Source organism: Cryobacterium sp. TMT1-2-2 (genome assembly GCF_004403505.1).
GTDB lineage: Bacteria > Actinomycetota > Actinomycetes > Actinomycetales > Microbacteriaceae > Cryobacterium > Cryobacterium flavum.
Genome location: NZ_SOGS01000017.1, coordinates 94,527 through 109,723 on the forward strand (window position 1 = coordinate 94,527; position 15,197 = coordinate 109,723).

Annotated in this window: 17 protein-coding genes; 10 read left to right on the forward strand and 7 right to left on the reverse strand. The window is 64.0% G+C overall.

Annotated elements, in window-relative coordinates:
* The 3 genes from sufT (at position 1) to E3T35_RS12370 (ending at position 3,226) form a co-directional block, all read left to right on the forward strand.
* Positions 1-552, forward strand: coding sequence for a putative Fe-S cluster assembly protein SufT (gene sufT, locus E3T35_RS12360; protein ID WP_092341482.1), 552 nt, complete (start codon positions 1-3; stop codon positions 550-552).
* A gap of 64 nt (positions 553-616) precedes the next feature.
* The gene (locus E3T35_RS12365; protein ID WP_134379419.1) at positions 617-1,789 is read left to right on the forward strand and encodes a folate-binding protein YgfZ; all 1,173 of its coding nucleotides are present in this window, start codon (positions 617-619) and stop codon (positions 1,787-1,789) included.
* Between the two features lie 87 nt (positions 1,790-1,876).
* The gene (locus E3T35_RS12370) at positions 1,877-3,226 is read left to right on the forward strand and encodes an MFS transporter (RefSeq protein ID WP_370449330.1); all 1,350 of its coding nucleotides are present in this window, start codon (positions 1,877-1,879) and stop codon (positions 3,224-3,226) included.
* Between the two features lie 242 nt (positions 3,227-3,468).
* On the opposite strand, the gene idi is transcribed toward E3T35_RS12370, so the two are convergent.
* From idi to E3T35_RS12385, 4 genes are all read right to left on the reverse strand, one after another.
* Positions 3,469-4,026 (reverse strand): isopentenyl-diphosphate Delta-isomerase, encoded by a 558-nt coding sequence (gene idi / locus E3T35_RS12375; protein ID WP_241987854.1) that lies wholly within the window; start codon positions 4,024-4,026, stop codon positions 3,469-3,471.
* Positions 4,027-4,078: 52 nt separating this feature from the next.
* Entirely contained in the window at positions 4,079-4,354 is a 276-nt protein-coding gene (locus tag E3T35_RS19315; protein WP_166789933.1) for a hypothetical protein, read from the reverse strand.
* Positions 4,351-4,536, reverse strand: a complete 186-nt coding sequence (locus E3T35_RS12380; RefSeq protein ID WP_134379337.1) for a hypothetical protein — start codon at positions 4,534-4,536, stop codon at positions 4,351-4,353. Before E3T35_RS12380 ends, E3T35_RS19315 begins: the two co-directional genes overlap by 4 nt.
* Before the next feature lie 208 nt (positions 4,537-4,744).
* Positions 4,745-5,464 (reverse strand): phosphocholine cytidylyltransferase family protein, encoded by a 720-nt coding sequence (locus E3T35_RS12385; RefSeq protein ID WP_255410035.1) that lies wholly within the window; start codon positions 5,462-5,464, stop codon positions 4,745-4,747.
* Between the two features lie 269 nt (positions 5,465-5,733).
* Here E3T35_RS12385 and E3T35_RS20215 point away from each other — a divergent pair, with 269 nt between their 5' ends.
* The 3 genes from E3T35_RS20215 to E3T35_RS12400 are packed head-to-tail and all read left to right on the forward strand — an operon-like array spanning position 5,734 to position 9,033.
* Entirely contained in the window at positions 5,734-7,173 is a 1,440-nt protein-coding gene (locus E3T35_RS20215; protein ID WP_174777098.1) for an ATP-binding cassette domain-containing protein, read from the forward strand.
* Positions 7,149-8,723, forward strand: coding sequence for a hypothetical protein (locus tag E3T35_RS12395; RefSeq protein ID WP_134379339.1), 1,575 nt, complete (start codon positions 7,149-7,151; stop codon positions 8,721-8,723). The genes E3T35_RS20215 and E3T35_RS12395 overlap by 25 nt, the downstream gene beginning before the upstream one ends.
* Before the next feature lie 25 nt (positions 8,724-8,748).
* Positions 8,749-9,033 (forward strand): DUF3039 domain-containing protein, encoded by a 285-nt coding sequence (locus E3T35_RS12400; RefSeq protein ID WP_134346476.1) that lies wholly within the window; start codon positions 8,749-8,751, stop codon positions 9,031-9,033.
* A gap of 8 nt (positions 9,034-9,041) precedes the next feature.
* On the opposite strand, the gene E3T35_RS12405 is transcribed toward E3T35_RS12400, so the two are convergent.
* Positions 9,042-10,403, reverse strand: a complete 1,362-nt coding sequence (locus tag E3T35_RS12405; RefSeq protein WP_255410036.1) for a nicotinate phosphoribosyltransferase — start codon at positions 10,401-10,403, stop codon at positions 9,042-9,044.
* A gap of 42 nt (positions 10,404-10,445) precedes the next feature.
* Here E3T35_RS12405 and murI point away from each other — a divergent pair, with 42 nt between their 5' ends.
* From murI to E3T35_RS12425, 4 genes are all read left to right on the forward strand, one after another.
* Positions 10,446-11,315, forward strand: coding sequence for a glutamate racemase (murI, locus tag E3T35_RS12410; RefSeq protein ID WP_134346477.1), 870 nt, complete (start codon positions 10,446-10,448; stop codon positions 11,313-11,315).
* A gap of 9 nt (positions 11,316-11,324) precedes the next feature.
* A complete protein-coding gene (gene rph, locus E3T35_RS12415) occupies positions 11,325-12,059 on the forward strand; it encodes a ribonuclease PH (RefSeq protein WP_134346478.1) in 735 nt (244 codons plus the stop codon).
* Positions 12,056-12,655 carry an RdgB/HAM1 family non-canonical purine NTP pyrophosphatase gene (rdgB, locus tag E3T35_RS12420; RefSeq protein WP_134379341.1) on the forward strand — a complete coding sequence of 200 codons (600 nt, stop codon included), beginning with the start codon at positions 12,056-12,058 and terminating at the stop codon, positions 12,653-12,655. The genes rph and rdgB overlap by 4 nt, the downstream gene beginning before the upstream one ends.
* Before the next feature lie 75 nt (positions 12,656-12,730).
* Positions 12,731-13,639, forward strand: a complete 909-nt coding sequence (locus E3T35_RS12425) for a cation diffusion facilitator family transporter (protein WP_134379343.1) — start codon at positions 12,731-12,733, stop codon at positions 13,637-13,639.
* Between the two features lie 22 nt (positions 13,640-13,661).
* On the opposite strand, the gene E3T35_RS12430 is transcribed toward E3T35_RS12425, so the two are convergent.
* Complete coding sequence (locus E3T35_RS12430; RefSeq protein WP_174776437.1) at positions 13,662-14,396, reverse strand: DedA family protein; 735 nt, start codon at positions 14,394-14,396, stop codon at positions 13,662-13,664.
* Positions 14,397-14,519: 123 nt separating this feature from the next.
* Positions 14,520-15,197, reverse strand: a complete 678-nt coding sequence (locus tag E3T35_RS12435; protein WP_134379345.1) for a DedA family protein — start codon at positions 15,195-15,197, stop codon at positions 14,520-14,522.

A 15,197-nucleotide genomic window follows, 5' to 3' on the forward strand; every position in this document is an offset into this window, starting at 1 on the left:
ATGGACTCAGGCCAATACAAGATCGTCGAACTCGAACACAGCTGCCAGGCGACGGTGATTCCGGGCGGGCAGCCGATGCTGCTTCAGGCCGGCGAGCAGGTTGTCATAACGCAAACCCTCGGTGCGAGCGTCACCGTCCAAACCGCAATGGGCTACCTCGTTCGGATCAGTGCCGAAGACTCGGCCGCGCTCGGTCTGAGCCGACCGGTCGCCGAAACCGTGAATATGAATGACGGTCCGTTTGACCTGGACCAGGTGCTCGATGCGCTCAAGAACGTGTTCGACCCGGAAATTCCGATCAATGTTGTCGATCTGGGTCTGATCTATCTGTGCCAGGCGGAGCCGCTGCCCGATGGCACCCACCGGGTCGAAGTCAACATGTCAATGACCGCTCCGGGCTGCGGCATGGGCGATGTGCTCAAAGAGGATGCCCGCACCGCAATTCAGGCGGTTCCGGGCGTCGGCGAGATCGATATCGAACTGGTCTGGGACCCACCGTGGGGCCAGGACAGGATGTCGGAAGCCGCTCGGCTCCAACTCGGAATGTACTAACCAGGCACGACAATATCGGGCAGTTGATGGCGCCCAATGGAGACAGATGAATTCAACGCAGGGAATGCTCGCTCCGCAGATCTCCGTCGGGAACGCGCCGGTCGTGTTCAACGAATTTCTGAACCGGCCCGGCGCGGTCGGTGCCGACCAGGCGGTCGATGCCGGAGTGGCCGCCCACTATGGGGACCCGCTCGCCGAGCAGCGCGCACTGGCTGCAGGAACCGCGATCGTGGACCTCTCACACCGGGCCGTGATTACCATCAGCGGTCCAGATCGCCTCAGCTGGATAAATTCATTGACCAGCCAGAGTGTCGCCGGTTTGGCGCCGGGCGAATCCTCGGAAACCCTTCTACTCAATATGACCGGGCGGATCGACTATGCGGTGCGCCTGTTTGATGACGGAACCGATCTGTGGCTGCTGCTGGAGCGAAACGAAGTAGCAGGGCTGCTCACATGGTTGGGCAGCATGCAATTCGCGCTGCGGGTAGAACTGATGGATCGTTCCATCGAATTCGCGACCATCGGCACCCTCGGCCAGCCGACGCTTCCGGTGACGGCCCCTCATGGGCTTCCCGTGGTCTGGCGGGACCGGTGGATGAGCGTTGGCCCGGGTGGATTTCAGTACGCGAAGGCGACCAGGCATCCGGCGGCGGGCTGGACCTACAGCGAGGTATTGGTGCCGCGAAGCGCCCTGGCGGGGATCGTCGCCTCCGATATTCCTGTCGCTGGACTGGACGCCCTCGAGGCCTTGCGCATAGCAGCCTGGCGGCCGCATTTTTCCTCGGAGGTTGATGAAAAGACGATTCCCCATGAACTTGATTGGTTGCGCACAGCCGTGCACCTGAACAAGGGCGGTTATCGCGGCCAGCAGACAGTGGCCAAGGTGCACAACATCGGTCATCCCCCGCGCCGGCTCGTGATGCTCTACCCGGAAGATGCGCACAGTATTGATAAACACAGTGTGCGGCCCTCGCGCGGCGACGAAGTTGTGGCACCGAACAAAGACGGTGCGGACCAGATCGTCGGGCGGGTGACTTCGGTCGCCCGGCATTTCGAATTAGGTACGGTCGCGCTCGCGGTCATCAAACGCGGCACCGATCCAACGGCCGAACTTTTGGTGCGAACGGCCGGCTGCGATATTCCGGCCAGGCAAGTCGTGATCGTCCCGCCAGACGCAGGCGCCGCAGCCACAGTAACCGTTTCTCGGCTGCCGCGCCGGGGCTCGGTGCCACGGTAATCACGCGCGTAAAATATTGGTTGATTGTTCTGGTCCAAGTGAAGTGGAAACCGTGTGGCCGAAGTTCCCGCAAATGTCAATCGAGCAGTGCCCGTGAACGTCCCGGCACGATTGACGCGTACCGCCCGATTGGATGCCCTGCCGTTTACGCGGGAGCATCGACGTCTTCTGGTCGGCTCCGGCCTGGGCTGGGCGTTGGATGCCATGGATGTGGGGCTCATCTCCTTCGTGCTGGCCCAATTAGCGGTGCAATGGAACACGACCGGCATGGAATTATCCTGGATCGCGTCCGCCGGTTTCGTCGGCATGGCAGTGGGCGCCGTTCTCGGTGGACTATTGGCCGACCGCATCGGACGCCGCCAGGTATTTGCGCTGACCCTCCTCGTTTACGGCGTGGCGACGGGAGCATCCGCTCTTTCCGGATCGGTGGCCGTGCTGATCGCCTGGCGATTCCTCGTGGGGCTCGGTCTGGGAGCCGAGCTTCCGGTCGCCTCGACCCTCGTTAGCGAGTTCGCGCCGCCACGGATTCGCGGTCGCATCATCGTGCTGCTGGAATCGTTCTGGGCGATTGGCTGGACCATAGCGGCCGTGATCGGATTTCTCGTCGTGCCGTCATCAGAGAACGGATGGCGCTGGGCCTTGGCTGTCGGTGCGGCCCCGGCACTCTACGCCGTGTTCGTGCGCCTGCGACTTCCGGAGTCGGTTCGTTTTCTCGAGTCGCGTGGGCGGTTTGTAAAGGCAGAGTCGACCGTTCGCCGATTCGAACTCTCGGCCAAAGTAACGGTTCCGCCCCCAGAATCGGACCCGGCCGTTCAGGGCGGAGTCGAACGAAAAGATTCCACAGGGGGCTTCGCCGCGCTGTGGTCGCCGAGCCTGCGTGGCCGAACGGCCGCCCTGTGGTTGGTCTGGTTCTGCGTGAACTTCTCCTATTACGGTGCTTTCATCTGGTTGCCTACCGTGCTGGTCGCCTCCGGCTTCTCGCTGGTGCGTTCCTTCGCGTATACGTTGATCATCACCGTGGCGCAGCTTCCGGGCTATGCCGCATCGGCGTATCTGATCGAACGGTGGGGCCGACGTAGCACCCTCGCTGTCTTCCTGATCGGCTCCGCCAGTTCGGCTGCCCTGTTTGGCATCGCAACGGATACCAGCCAAGTGATCGCAGCGGGCATGTTGCTCTCGTTCTTCAACCTCGGAGCGTGGGGAGCGCTTTACGCGGTGACACCGGAGGTTTATCCCACTCGCATTCGGGCTACTGGCGCGGGGTGGGCGGCCGGCAGTGGCCGCATTGCCGCCATCCTTGCACCACTGGCCGTGCCCCTACTGCGCGAGGCCGGCGGGACGGGGCTGCTTTTCGCAGTTTTCGCGGGGTTCTTCGTGGTTGCCGCGCTCGGCACCTTCAGACTCCCTGAGAAACGAGGCCAGGCTCTGGCAGAATGATGGGCGGCATAGCCGCGAGCTGCTGTTGACACCGGTTAGAGTCGGGCGCGCCCGACTCGCGCAAAACAGTGGGCGGCCAGGCCGATGCCGACGGTCACCAGAATAATCTCGAGCCCAAGCGCGAAGCGGCGCACTGACCACAACATTGCGGGCAACTCCGGATGCCGATGCAGCGTTCACGTGGCCATTTTCGTCCCGGGCTGACTCTCGCGGGTGAAACAACCGAGTTCGATCGGGCCGAACTAGTCGTGCGGGAAGAGCAGGGGAAGTTGCAGGGTCAGCCAGGGGCTGAACGCCCACGGGGTGGTGCGCACCGCCATCACAAGGTCATCGCGAGGCACCCACCGCCATTCCATGACCTCGTCGGCACGGGGCTCAACCGTCGAGTCCGTGACTGCCGTGAAAACCGGGCATATTTCGTTTTCCACGATTCCCGCCGCGTCGACTGCACGGTACCGAAAATCGGGCAAGACCAGGGTGAGTTCGGTCAGCCCGATGCCGAGTTCATGGCTCGCCCGGCGCAGGGCAGCATCCGCCAGGGTTTCACCGGGTGCCGGGTGACCGCAGAAGGAGTTTGTCCACACGCCGGGCCAGGCCTTTTTTATCAGCGCCCGTCTGGTGACCAAAATGCGCCCGTGCTCATCGAAGACATGGCAGGAAAAAGCAAGGTGCAGGGGAGTATCGAGGTCATGCACGAGCGCTTTGTCGGCCGTACCGATGGGCGTTCCGTCCTCGGCGACCAACACCACGGTCTCGACCTCTAGAGTGTCGCGGTCGTCGGTCAAGCTATCCTTCGCCACGTCGGTCCATCCTCTGAAAGTCTCCTCGTTCAAATCTACGCCAGCGGCGCGCTCACATTTTTGTTCGATCGTTCTGTCGACCCACTTCGACACCTTCATTCTCTACCTTGCGTGGAGCGAATCCGGCATCCGCCGGGCAAGCCGAAAGCAAAGACAGACCCTTCGCGGGGCCGACAGCCAAGTTGAGGGTCATGCCCCGAACGGCTGTTTCCAGTATCAACGTCAAGCTGTTTTGACTCACTTGGGTTGATTTCTGGCGATTTTCTCGGGCAAATTGATCCCGACGACGCCAGCTCGCGCGGGTGTTTTCGGTTGTGTGCGGAATCATTCCGGGTTCTTCTGGTGGTGGGCGTGTAGTGTGAGCTCACGCTTGAGGTCGGCCTCTCGCCACGCGGTCTCGAACATGTCCACCGCTAGATGGTTGCTCTCGCGCTTCTCGACCCGGAAGCCGACGATCTTGCGAGACCTGATGTCGAAGATCGAGTGGGCCTTGAAGGCTTCCCTCGCCACGGAGTGCGCAGATCGGCAATGTCCCACGACTTATGCCGACGTCGGCATACCACGACCGCACGTGCATGGGTCCCGTCGCGATCAGCACCGGCTTCACTCGGGGCGTCTTGTACCCGCGACGTGTGGGCACGATGGCAACGGTTAAACCTTTCCAGAACGACAAAACCCCCACGCCGAAGCGTGAGGGTTTTGTCGTGTGGTGTGTCGGTTAGACGAACAGGTTGGCGCGCTCAAGGTCTTCAGCGAAGTCCACCTCGACGGCGTAGAAATCGGAGATGTTCACCGGCTCCACCAGCATGCGGTTCTGCTCGATGGCCAGCTCGATGCCGCGTTCGAAGTAATCCTGGTCGGCCACCTTGCTTAGCTGGCGGATGAGGGTGGCCTTGTCGGCGCTCGACACGTAGTTGATGCCGACGGCTTCGCCGAGGCCGCCCTTGACGGTCTTGGAGAGTTCCTTGATGTAGCCTTCGGCACTCGTGGTGTACTTGACCTCTTCATCGGACACTTTGTCGGTGTTGACGGTGACGAAAGACTGGTCGCGGGCCATCATGGCGGCCGCGCGGTCGAGAATGGCCGGGTCAAAGACGACGTCGCCGTTCATCCAGAGCACTCCGCCGGGCTTCGACGCTTGCAGGGCGCGTAGCAGGCTCTTCGACGTGTTGGTCTGATCGTACTCTTCGTTGTAGACGAAGGAGGCCTGCGGGAACGCTTCGATGATGTGCTCGAGTTTGTACCCGACGACGATCGTGACCTTGGCAGCGTTGCCGAAGGCGTGGTTGATGTTGTCGAACTGCTGCTGCATGATCGTGCGGCCGTCGTTCAGTTCGGTGAGCGGCTTGGGCAGCGAACGCCCAAGGCGGCTGCCCATGCCGGCCGCCAGAATGACAACTTGCGTCTTGACTGCGCGCACTTTTGCCTGCGTCGTCACGATTATCTCCTCAAGAATGGTTGGGGCTACGCCGCAAAACCCACTCAGTTGCGAAGAGTTTGCTTAGGATTCACCCACATGTTCACGTAAAGACACACCGTTATGTCAATCTCACCATAACCTGTTGGGTCGTTCCGTAGGAAGAATCTGCTCAGCACGTGTCCATTTCGTGACCCGGCGTGGAGCGTGCTCACAGGTTGAAACGGTGGCTGCGACGTCTTCCGCGCCCCCGGGGCAGCGGTCCTTGGTAGGTTAGCGGAGTGACTTTTATGCCGCCCAACCCCGAACGTGACGACGAGTCTGTCGCGAACCGCGCAGCCGAGTCGACGGCGCCGCTCGCCGCTAAGCCGTTGGCCAGCAAGCCAGCCGTGCGCAAACCAGCCGTGCGCAAACCGGCGGTGCGGGAGCCAGCCGTGCGCACGACGGCGACTACCAGGCCAGCTGCTGCCCGGCCTGCTGTTGCCAAGCCGACTGCCGACAAACCGGCAGCGGTGAAGCCTGCTGCCAAGCCTGCGGTGGCCAAGGCGGCTACTGTCAGGCCGGCTGCCGGCGTGCGTCAACCAGCAGCGCGCAAACCCGCGGTGCGTAAACCAGCGGTGCGCAAGCCGACCGTGAGCACGTCGACGACGCCGAAGAAACCGACGACGCCGAAATCCCCTGCCGTTGCCGGGTCGGTCAGGCCGAATCAACAGACGCTCGCCGAGAATTCCACCGACGAAACCACACGGCCCTACGCGACCCGCGATGCGCTCGTCACGATCGAAGCGGAAGCGTCGCTTGCCACGCCGGTGGCACCGCTGCCGGAACCGACCAGCGATCCGGCCGTCCAGACAACGCCCACCACGGACACTCTCAGCACGGCCGCACAGCCAGCCGTGAAGTCCGTTAGCCCCCGAGACATGAAGCCGACCGTGCAGCCGGCCGCCGATGCGACTTCGATCGTGCAAGCCCCGATCGTCATTGAAGCCGTCGGACTCGTGAAGAGGTACGGTCACAACGTCGCGGTCGCCGATCTCGACCTCAGCGTTCGAGCCGGTTCGTTCTATGGCATCGTCGGGCCGAACGGGGCCGGAAAGACCACGACCCTATCGATGATCACCGGGCTGCTGCGGCCCACCGCCGGAAAAGTCCTGGTCCACGGTATCGACGTCTGGGCTCGGCCCAATGAGGCCAAGCGCGTGATGGGCGTTCTGCCCGACCGACTTCGCCTCTTTGACCGCCTCACCGGTGCACAACTCCTCTATTACGCGGGCACCCTGCGCGGCCTCGACAACGACACCGTGCGCGCCCGCTCGACCGACCTGGCAGCAGCGTTCGGCCTCGAGGACGCCCTCAACCGTCTGGTCGCCGACTACTCCGCCGGAATGACCAAGAAGATCGCCCTCGCCTGCGCCATGATTCATTCCCCGCGCGTGCTCGTGCTCGACGAGCCGTTCGAGTCGGTCGACCCGGTTTCCGCGGTCAACGTCACCGAGATTTTGCAGAAGTACGTCGCCGCCGGCGGAACCGTCGTGCTGTCCAGCCATGGCATGGACCTGATCCAGCGCGTCTGCGATCACGTTGCCATCATCGTGCAGGGCCGTGTCCTGGCGGCGGGAACCGTCGACGAGGTGCGCGGAGAGAAGACGCTGGAAGATCGGTTCGTCGAACTCGCCGGCGGGCGCAAGGTCGCGGAGGGCATGGAATGGTTGCACAATTTTTCGGACTGAAACTCCGGCTGCTCGCCAACCTGTTCCGTCGTAGTCCTTGGCAGGTCGTCGGCCTCGTCGTCGGACTGCTCTACGGCCTCGGCGTCGCCATCACAATTTTCGTTGCGCTGATCACCCTGCGGTTCGTCGGAGACCCCGCACTCATTCGTGATTCGCTCACTGTGGCCGGATCGGCCGTGGCGCTGGGCTTTCTGGTCATCCCGATCGTGGTCGGCATCGACGACAGCATGGACCCACGCAAATTTGCGTTCCTCGGAATTTCCAACCGTTCATTGTCGCTCGGTCTGGCCGGCTCGGCGCTGATCGGCGTTCCGGCGCTCACCCTTTCGATCGTGCTGCTCGGCACCGTTTTCACCTGGTCGCGCGGCATCGGACAGACCCTGCTCGCTCTGGTATCCGCCGCGCTGATCCTCGCGACCTGCATTCTGCTGTCGCGGGTGAGCGCATCCCTGGCAGCCTTCCTCCTGTCGACCAGACGCTCGCGGGAATTCACCGGCATGATCGGTGTCGTCCTGCTGGTCGTGATTTCTCCACTCGTTGTGGTGCTGCTCAGCACGGACTGGGGTCGCCATGGCCGTGGCCTGCTGGCCACCCTCGCCACGATTTTGGGCTGGACGCCGCTCGGCGCAGCGTGGGCTGCTCCAGGGGATGCCTCCACAGGCGCCTGGGGCGCTGCCATTCTCAAGCTGCTCATCGCTGCGGTTTCTGCCTACACCCTGTGGCTCATTTGGCAGCTCGTCGTTGCCCGCATGCTGGTCTCGCCTGGCCGTGAGGCCGCGGCGAAGCAGTACTCAGGGCTGGGCTGGTTCGACCGGTTGCCGCACAGTTCCGTTGGCGCGATCGCCGCACGCACCTTCACCTATTGGGCGCGCGACTCGCGGTACTGGGTGTCGCTGATCATGATTCCGATCGTTCCGATCATCGCGATCCTGCCGCTGAGTATCGTCGGCGTGCCGCTGCACTACCTCGCTCTCGTGCCAGTGCCGCTCATGTGCATTTTTCTCGGCTGGACCATGCACAACGACGTCGCCTACGACAGCACGGCCATCTGGCTGCACGTGGCTTCCGGAACGCGCGGCGTGGCCGACCGTATCGGCCGGCTCGTTCCCGCGCTCGTCATCGGCATCCTGCTCATCGGTATTGGCTCGGCCATCAGTATTTCGTTCTACGGAGACTGGTCGGTGTTGCCGTCAATGCTGGGGGTGAGCACGTGCATCCTCTTGGCTGGTTTGGGTTTCTCCAGCTATACGTCCACCCGCTTTCCGTACCCGGTGACCAAACCCGGTGACAGCCCGTTCGCCCAGCCGCAGGCCTCAGAAACCGCTTCGGCGCTGGTGCAGTCGCTGACCTTCACCGGATCGATCGTGGTGGCGCTGCCCGCGCTCATCTTCGCCTACCTCGGAATCTTCGAGGATCCGGCCTGGCATCTGCGCGCGCTCGGCGCGGGCCTTGGCCTCGGCCTCCTCGCCGTGGTCGTGGGAATCTGGGTCGGATCTCGCGCCTTCGACCGGCGCGGTCCGGAGATGCTCGCCTCCGCCCAGCGCGCCTGACCGGCCGACTGCTTAGACTGTTCCCATGACTGAAATTCGTGCGAGCATTGCAGAACCCGGCCAGCCCGGCGGCGGAACGTCCACGCTCGACCGTGAGCTCGAAGAACTCCTGAACCAGGAGCAGATCGAGCCCGGCGATCACGAACGGTTCTCGCACTACGTCCCGAAAGACAAGATTCTCGAATCTGCCATTTCGGGCAAGCCGGTCAAAGCCCTGTGCGGCAAGAAATGGCTACCGGGCCGTGACCCGGAGAAGTTTCCGGTGTGCCCGACCTGCAAGGCCATCTACGAGAAGATGAAGGACAAGTAGCTCCGCGGCTAGCGGTATGAGGTGGGTATAACGGCTTCGCCGCGCCCCAATCGAAAAGCCTCGATTGGCAGTTCCTGCATAACGGATGCGTTGTGTGCGCGTGCGCGCAGCGTTCCGGCTGCTCCCAGGTACCGTTCGTCGACACGGCCGTCCTGGATCAGCGGAACCAGCAGCGCCCGCTCCAGGCCGCTGCCGGAGTCGGACGGGCTACCGGGGCCGTCGCCGAGCAGCACGATTTCTTCCTGGGCGGTACCGACGGCATCCACTCGGCGGAGTGCATTCTTTCGGCCGCCGATGGAGAGCTTCGCGGTCGACGTTTTCGCGACGGAGATCCAGTCGTCGCCGTGGCCCTTGTGCGCGACCAGCTTGTAGACCAGGCCGGCGGCCGGTTCGCCCGACCCGGTGACGACGGAGGTACCGACGCCGAAGGCGTCCACCGGACTGGCGGACAGGGCCGCGATGGCGAATTCGTCGAGGTCGCTGGTGACCGTGATCTTCGTGTTGACCGCGCCGAGTGCGTCGAGCTGCGCGCGTGCTGCGGCAACGACGGTGGGCAGATCGCCAGAGTCGATGCGAATCGAGCCGAGGTCCGGCCCGGCGATTTTGACCGCCAGGGCGATGCCGGCCGGTACATCGTAGGTGTCAACGAGAAGTGTCGTGGCGGAACCAAAGGCATCCACTTGCGCCTGGAACGCTTCCTCCTCGCTGTCGTGCAGCAAAATGAACGAGTGGGCCGCGGTACCCATGGTCGGCAGACCCCACTGGCGGCCGGCCTCCAGATTGCTGGTCGATGCGAAGCCGGCGATGAAAGCGGCGCGGGCGGCGGCGACCGCCGAGTGCTCGTTGGTGCGCCGGGATCCCATCTCGGCGATCGGGCGGCCGAGGCTCACCGAGACCATGCGCGCGGCGGCGCTGGCAACGGAGATGTCGTAGTTGAGCACACTGAGAATGAGGGTCTCCAGAATGACGCCCTCGGCGAAGGTGCTCTCCACCAGTAGGAGGGGCGATCCGGGAAAATAGGCTTCACCCTCTTGGTAGCCCCAGACATTACCGCTGAAGGAATAATCGGCCAGATAGTCGAGGGTGGGAGTGCGTACGACCGAGTTCTCGGCGAGCCAGGTCAGCTCGTCGGTGTCGAAGCGAAACTGACGAATCAGCTCGAGCAGGCGACCGGTGCCGGCAACGATGCCGTAGCGGCGACCGGCTGGCAGGCGGCGGGCGAAGGCCTCGAACATGCAGGCACGATCGGCGGTGCCGCTCTGGATGGCGGCATCCACCATGGTGAGCTCGTACCGATCGGTGCGCAGTGCTGGTGTGAGGCCGGCTGGGCCACGGTGTGCTGGAGCGAGGAACGCGGGGGACGGGGTCACCCGGCACAGCTTATCCGCTTGGTCGGGCTAGGCTTGATCTCCGTGACGGATGCACCGATTGGTATTTTCGATTCCGGAGTGGGCGGCCTGACCGTCGCCCGGGCGATCAAGGACCAGTTACCCAACGAATCCATTCTGTATATCGGTGACACGGCCCACTCGCCGTACGGGCCGAAGAAGATCGCCGACGTGCGGGGATTCGCCCTCGACGTGCTCGACGATCTCGTGGCGCACGACGTGAAACTGCTCGTGATCGCCTGCAACACCGCGTCAGCAGCGATGCTGCGGGATGCCCGCGAACGCTACAGCGTGCCCGTGATCGAGGTTATTCAGCCCGCTGTGCGCCGCGCCGTCGCCACCACTCGCAACCAGCGCGTGGGGGTCATCGGCACCCTCGGCACCGTCAACTCGCGCGCCTACAATGATGCCTTTGCCGCCGCGCCCCAGATCACCCTGTTTAGCCAGGCCTGCCCGCGCTTCGTCGAGTTCGTCGAGGCCGGAGTCACGACCGGTGACGAGGTACTCGCCGTCGCCGAGGAATACCTCGCGCCGCTCCGCGCAGCGCAGGTCGACACCCTCGTGCTCGGCTGCACCCACTATCCCTTTCTGCGCGGCGCCATCTCCTACGTGATGGGGGAGGGCGTCACCCTCGTCTCAAGCGACACCGAAACGGCCAATGACGTCTATCGGGTGCTCGTGAGCCAAGGCCTGGAACGTTCACGCACCAGCCCGCCCAGCTACCGGTACGAGGCTACCGGCGACAGCGCCGAGGACTTTCTGGCCCTCGCCCATCGCCTGATCGGGCCGGAGGTCAGCCGGGTCGACCTGATCGAGACCGGCACGCTCAACCTCGCCGAGCTGGCAGTAGCCAGTGGCCTGCCCCCACAGTCCCCACTACACCCGAAACATTAGGAGTACACCGTGACCGAAACCCTGCGCGCCGACGGGCGCAGCAACGACGAACTGCGCCCGATCACGATCGAGCGTGGCTGGAGCGACCAGGCCGAAGGATCGGCCTTGATCTCCTACGGCCGCACCAAGGTGCTCTGCACGGCGTCGTTCACCAACGGCGTTCCGCGCTGGATGAGCGGCAAGGGCAAGGGCTGGGTCACCGCTGAGTACTCGATGCTGCCGCGTTCGACCAACAGCCGCATGGACCGCGAATCGGTCAAGGGCAAGATCGGCGGTCGCACCCACGAGATCAGCCGCCTGATCGGCCGCAGCCTGCGCGCCGTCGTTGACATGAAGGCGCTCGGCGAGAACACCCTCGTGCTCGACTGCGACGTTCTTCAGGCCGATGGCGGGACCCGCACCGCAGCCATTACCGGCGCCTATGTAGCCCTCGCCGACGCCCTCGAGTGGGGACGCACCAAGAAGTTCATCTCGCAGAAGGCGCAGCCGCTCATTGACAGTGTCTCGGCCGTGTCCGTCGGCATCATCGGCGGGGTGCCCATGCTCGACCTCGCTTACACCGAAGACGTGCGCGCCGACACCGACATGAACGTCGTCGTCACCGGGCGCGGCAAGTTCGTCGAGGTGCAGGGTACCGCCGAGGCTGCGCCGTTCGACCGCAGCGAGCTCGACACTCTGCTCGACCTCGCACTGAAGGGCGCCGTCACCCTGACCGAATTCCAGACCAGCGCGCTGGTGAACTGACCGTGCAGATCGTTCTGGCCACCCACAACGCCCATAAGGTCGAGGAACTTCGGCGCATTCTGGCCCCGCAACTTCCCGGTGTGGAGGTGCTCGCCTATGACGGCCCCGAACCGGTCGAGGACGGCATCAGCTTCACCGAAAATGCCCTGATCAAGGCTCGTGCCGCCGCAGCGCACACCGGACTGCCGGCGATCGCTGACGACTCGGGCATCTGCGTCGACATTCTCGGCGGGGCACCCGGAATCTTCTCGGCGCGTTGGTCGGGGCCAGCCAAGGACGCCGGCGAGAACCTGCGCCTGCTGCTCTGGCAGCTTAGTGACGTTCCCGAGGAACACCGCGACGCCCACTTTACCTGTGTGGCCGCCCTCGCCCTGCCCGACGGTACCGAGCGGGCCGTGACCGGCGAATGGCCGGGGCAGCTTCTGTTCGAACCGGCCGGCGCCAACGGGTTCGGCTACGACTCGATCTTTCTGCCCGAGGGCTACGCCATTTCGGCCGCCGAGTTGTCGGCCCACGTGAAGAACCAGGTCAGTCATCGGGCGATCGCGTTGGAGGGTCTCGTACCGGTGCTGCGCGAGGTTCTCGGTCAGGCCTAGCGTGCTGAGAACGGCATTCATTCCCAACTAGCCCAGCGGCTGGCGACCGGCCTCTCCCCGCCCTAATCTTGAGCCATGGGCCACGATCACGCGCACGGCACCGGCTCGAACAGGCGGCGACTGACCCTCGCCATCGGCATCGTGGCGTCCGTGCTGCTGCTCGAAGTGATCGGTGCCGCTCTGACCGGATCGCTCGCGCTGCTGGCCGATGCTGGCCACATGCTCTCCGACCTGTTCGGGCTCATCGTCGCTCTGACCGCTACCGTGGTCGCGGCACGTCCGGCGACCGACCGGGCCACCTTTGGCTTTCAACGGGCCGAGGTGTTCGGCGCGCTGATCAACGGTCTGATTCTGCTCGGCGTGGCCGGCGCCGTTTCGGTCGCCGCGATCGCGCGCCTCATTAGTCCGAGCGAGAGCACGGTGCTGCCCACTCCCATGCTCATCGTCGCCATCATCGGGCTGGCGGCGAACATCGCCGGAATAATGCTGCTGCGCCCGGCGGCCGCTGGGTCGATCAACATGCGCGGCGCCTACCTCGAGGTACTCGGGGACGCGCTCGGGTCGGTCGCCGTGATCGTCGCGGCCATCGTCATCCTCCTGACCGGTTTTACCGGGGCGGATGCCGTCGCCTCGCTGGTCATCGCCGCCATGATCGTGCCGCGCGCCTTTGTGCTGCTTCGTGACGTGGTGCGCGTGTTCAGCCAATCGACGCCGGCCGACACGGATATTTCCGAGATTCGACGCCATCTCCTCGGCACTGCCGGTGTGGTCGCCGTGCACGATGTGCATGTCTGGGCCATCACCAGCGGAGCCCATGTGTTCACCGCACACATCGTCGTGGAGGCGACGGTGCTCGCACGCGGCACTGACGCTCTGCTCGATGAGCTGTCCGGATGCCTCAGCACACACTTCGACGTGGCGCACTCGACGTTTCAGATGGAACCGGCCGAGCATGCCGAGCACGAAGACCACCAGCACCGTTGAGTTGCTGGCGATCAGGTTCGGATCAGCCCTCGTGGCGTCCGTTGTGGTTGGTCTTGAACGTCTCGGGGTCGAGCAGGTGGCTGCCGGTCTCGCTCGTGGGCTGGCCGCGCAGCCGGCGGGCCTTCACGACGGAAAGCACGTAGTGGTACACCGTGGGGATGAGGGTGACGACCACTGCGCCGAGCAGGATCAGGTCGATGTACTTCGTGACGAATTCGGCCACCGGTGGAATGTAGCCCAGGAAGTATCCGCCGAAGGTGAGGCCGGCGCCCCAGAGCAGTGCACCGATCAAGTTGTATAGGGTGTATTTACGGTAGTCCATGTGGCCGACGCCGGCGGCGACCGGTGCAAAAGTGCGCACGATCGGTACGAACCGGGCGACGATGACGGCGACGCCGCCGAATCGCACGAAGAATGCGTTCGTGCGGTCTACGTTCTTGATGCTGAACAGGCCGGATTCCTTGCGTTCAAAGACGCGGGGACCGAATTTATGCCCGATCAGATAGCCCACCTCACCGCCGAGGAAGGCCGCGAAGCCGATTGCCAGCGCCACCCACCAGATGTCGATCCGGATGACGCCGGCGGCGGGAAAGGCGAGCAGTCCTGTGATGACCAGCAGGGTGTCGCCCGGCAGCAGAAACCCGACCAGGAGGCCGGTCTCGGCAAAGACGATCGCGCAGACGACGAGCAGGGCCCAGGGGCCGGCCGACTCGATGATGTGCGTCGGGTCGAGCCAGGGAATCAGTGCGGTGTGAATCACGCGGGGAACTCCAGTCGGCGGGGGGCAGACGTTCGGGTAACGACGGCGGATGCCGAGACACAGGGTATCGCCTCATGGTGAGAAAATGCCGGGCCGCCACCCCCTGAAACAGGGGGTAGGTCAGCCGACTGGGGGGCTGATTTCGAGGTCTCTGGCCGTGGCATCCGCTTTACGCTGGGCGCGGTCGATGCGCCAGGTGCGAAACCCGACCACGATCGACGCCGTGATGAGCACGCCCGCGATAATGTACGCCGCACTCTTGACGCCGGGGATCGTCGCCGCGTAATAGCCGGTGAGGGTGAGCCCGACGCCCCAGGAGAGTGCTCCGAGCAGATTGCTGGTGAGAAATTTGTAGTAATTCATGCGGCCGACGCCGGCGACCACCGGAACGAAGACCCGAGCCCACGGCATGAATCGGGCGATGACCACCGACCACCAGCCGAACTTGCGGTAAAAGGATTCGGTTTTGATGATCGCGGACTGGGTACGTCGACCGCCGTGACGTTCGAGGTAGCCGCGCCCGTAGCGACGACCGAGCAGAAACCCTACCTGGTCGCCGAGGAACGCCGCGATGCCGGTGCCGATGACCAGGATCACGATGTTGATGTTGCCCGTGGAAGCGGCCACGAGGCCGGAACCGAACAACAGCGAGTCACCGGTGATGAACGGAATGAACACGCCCAGAAAAAGTGCTGTTCCGGCGAAGACCAGACCCCAAATGAGCAGGTAGAACAGAACGGCGCCCGTATGTGAGAGTACGTCGTTCAACGTGCTGTCGAGTGCTGAAATAGGGACCAT

What these genes read in the sequence shown, in the direction of transcription:
- sufT (WP_092341482.1), top strand. Translation starts at nt 1, where the DNA reads ATGGACTCAGGCCAATACAAGATCGTCGAACTCGAACACAGCTGCCAG.
- E3T35_RS12365 (WP_134379419.1), top strand. Translation starts at nt 617, where the DNA reads ATGCTCGCTCCGCAGATCTCCGTCGGGAACGCGCCGGTCGTGTTCAAC.
- E3T35_RS19315 (WP_166789933.1), bottom strand. Translation starts at nt 4,354, where the DNA reads ATGATTCCGCACACAACCGAAAACACCCGCGCGAGCTGGCGTCGTCGG.
- E3T35_RS20215 (WP_174777098.1), top strand. Translation starts at nt 5,734, where the DNA reads ATGCCGCCCAACCCCGAACGTGACGACGAGTCTGTCGCGAACCGCGCA.
- E3T35_RS12395 (WP_134379339.1), top strand. Translation starts at nt 7,149, where the DNA reads ATGGTTGCACAATTTTTCGGACTGAAACTCCGGCTGCTCGCCAACCTG.
- E3T35_RS12400 (WP_134346476.1), top strand. Translation starts at nt 8,749, where the DNA reads ATGACTGAAATTCGTGCGAGCATTGCAGAACCCGGCCAGCCCGGCGGC.
- E3T35_RS12425 (WP_134379343.1), top strand. Translation starts at nt 12,731, where the DNA reads ATGGGCCACGATCACGCGCACGGCACCGGCTCGAACAGGCGGCGACTG.
- E3T35_RS12435 (WP_134379345.1), bottom strand. Translation starts at nt 15,197, where the DNA reads ATGGTCCCTATTTCAGCACTCGACAGCACGTTGAACGACGTACTCTCA.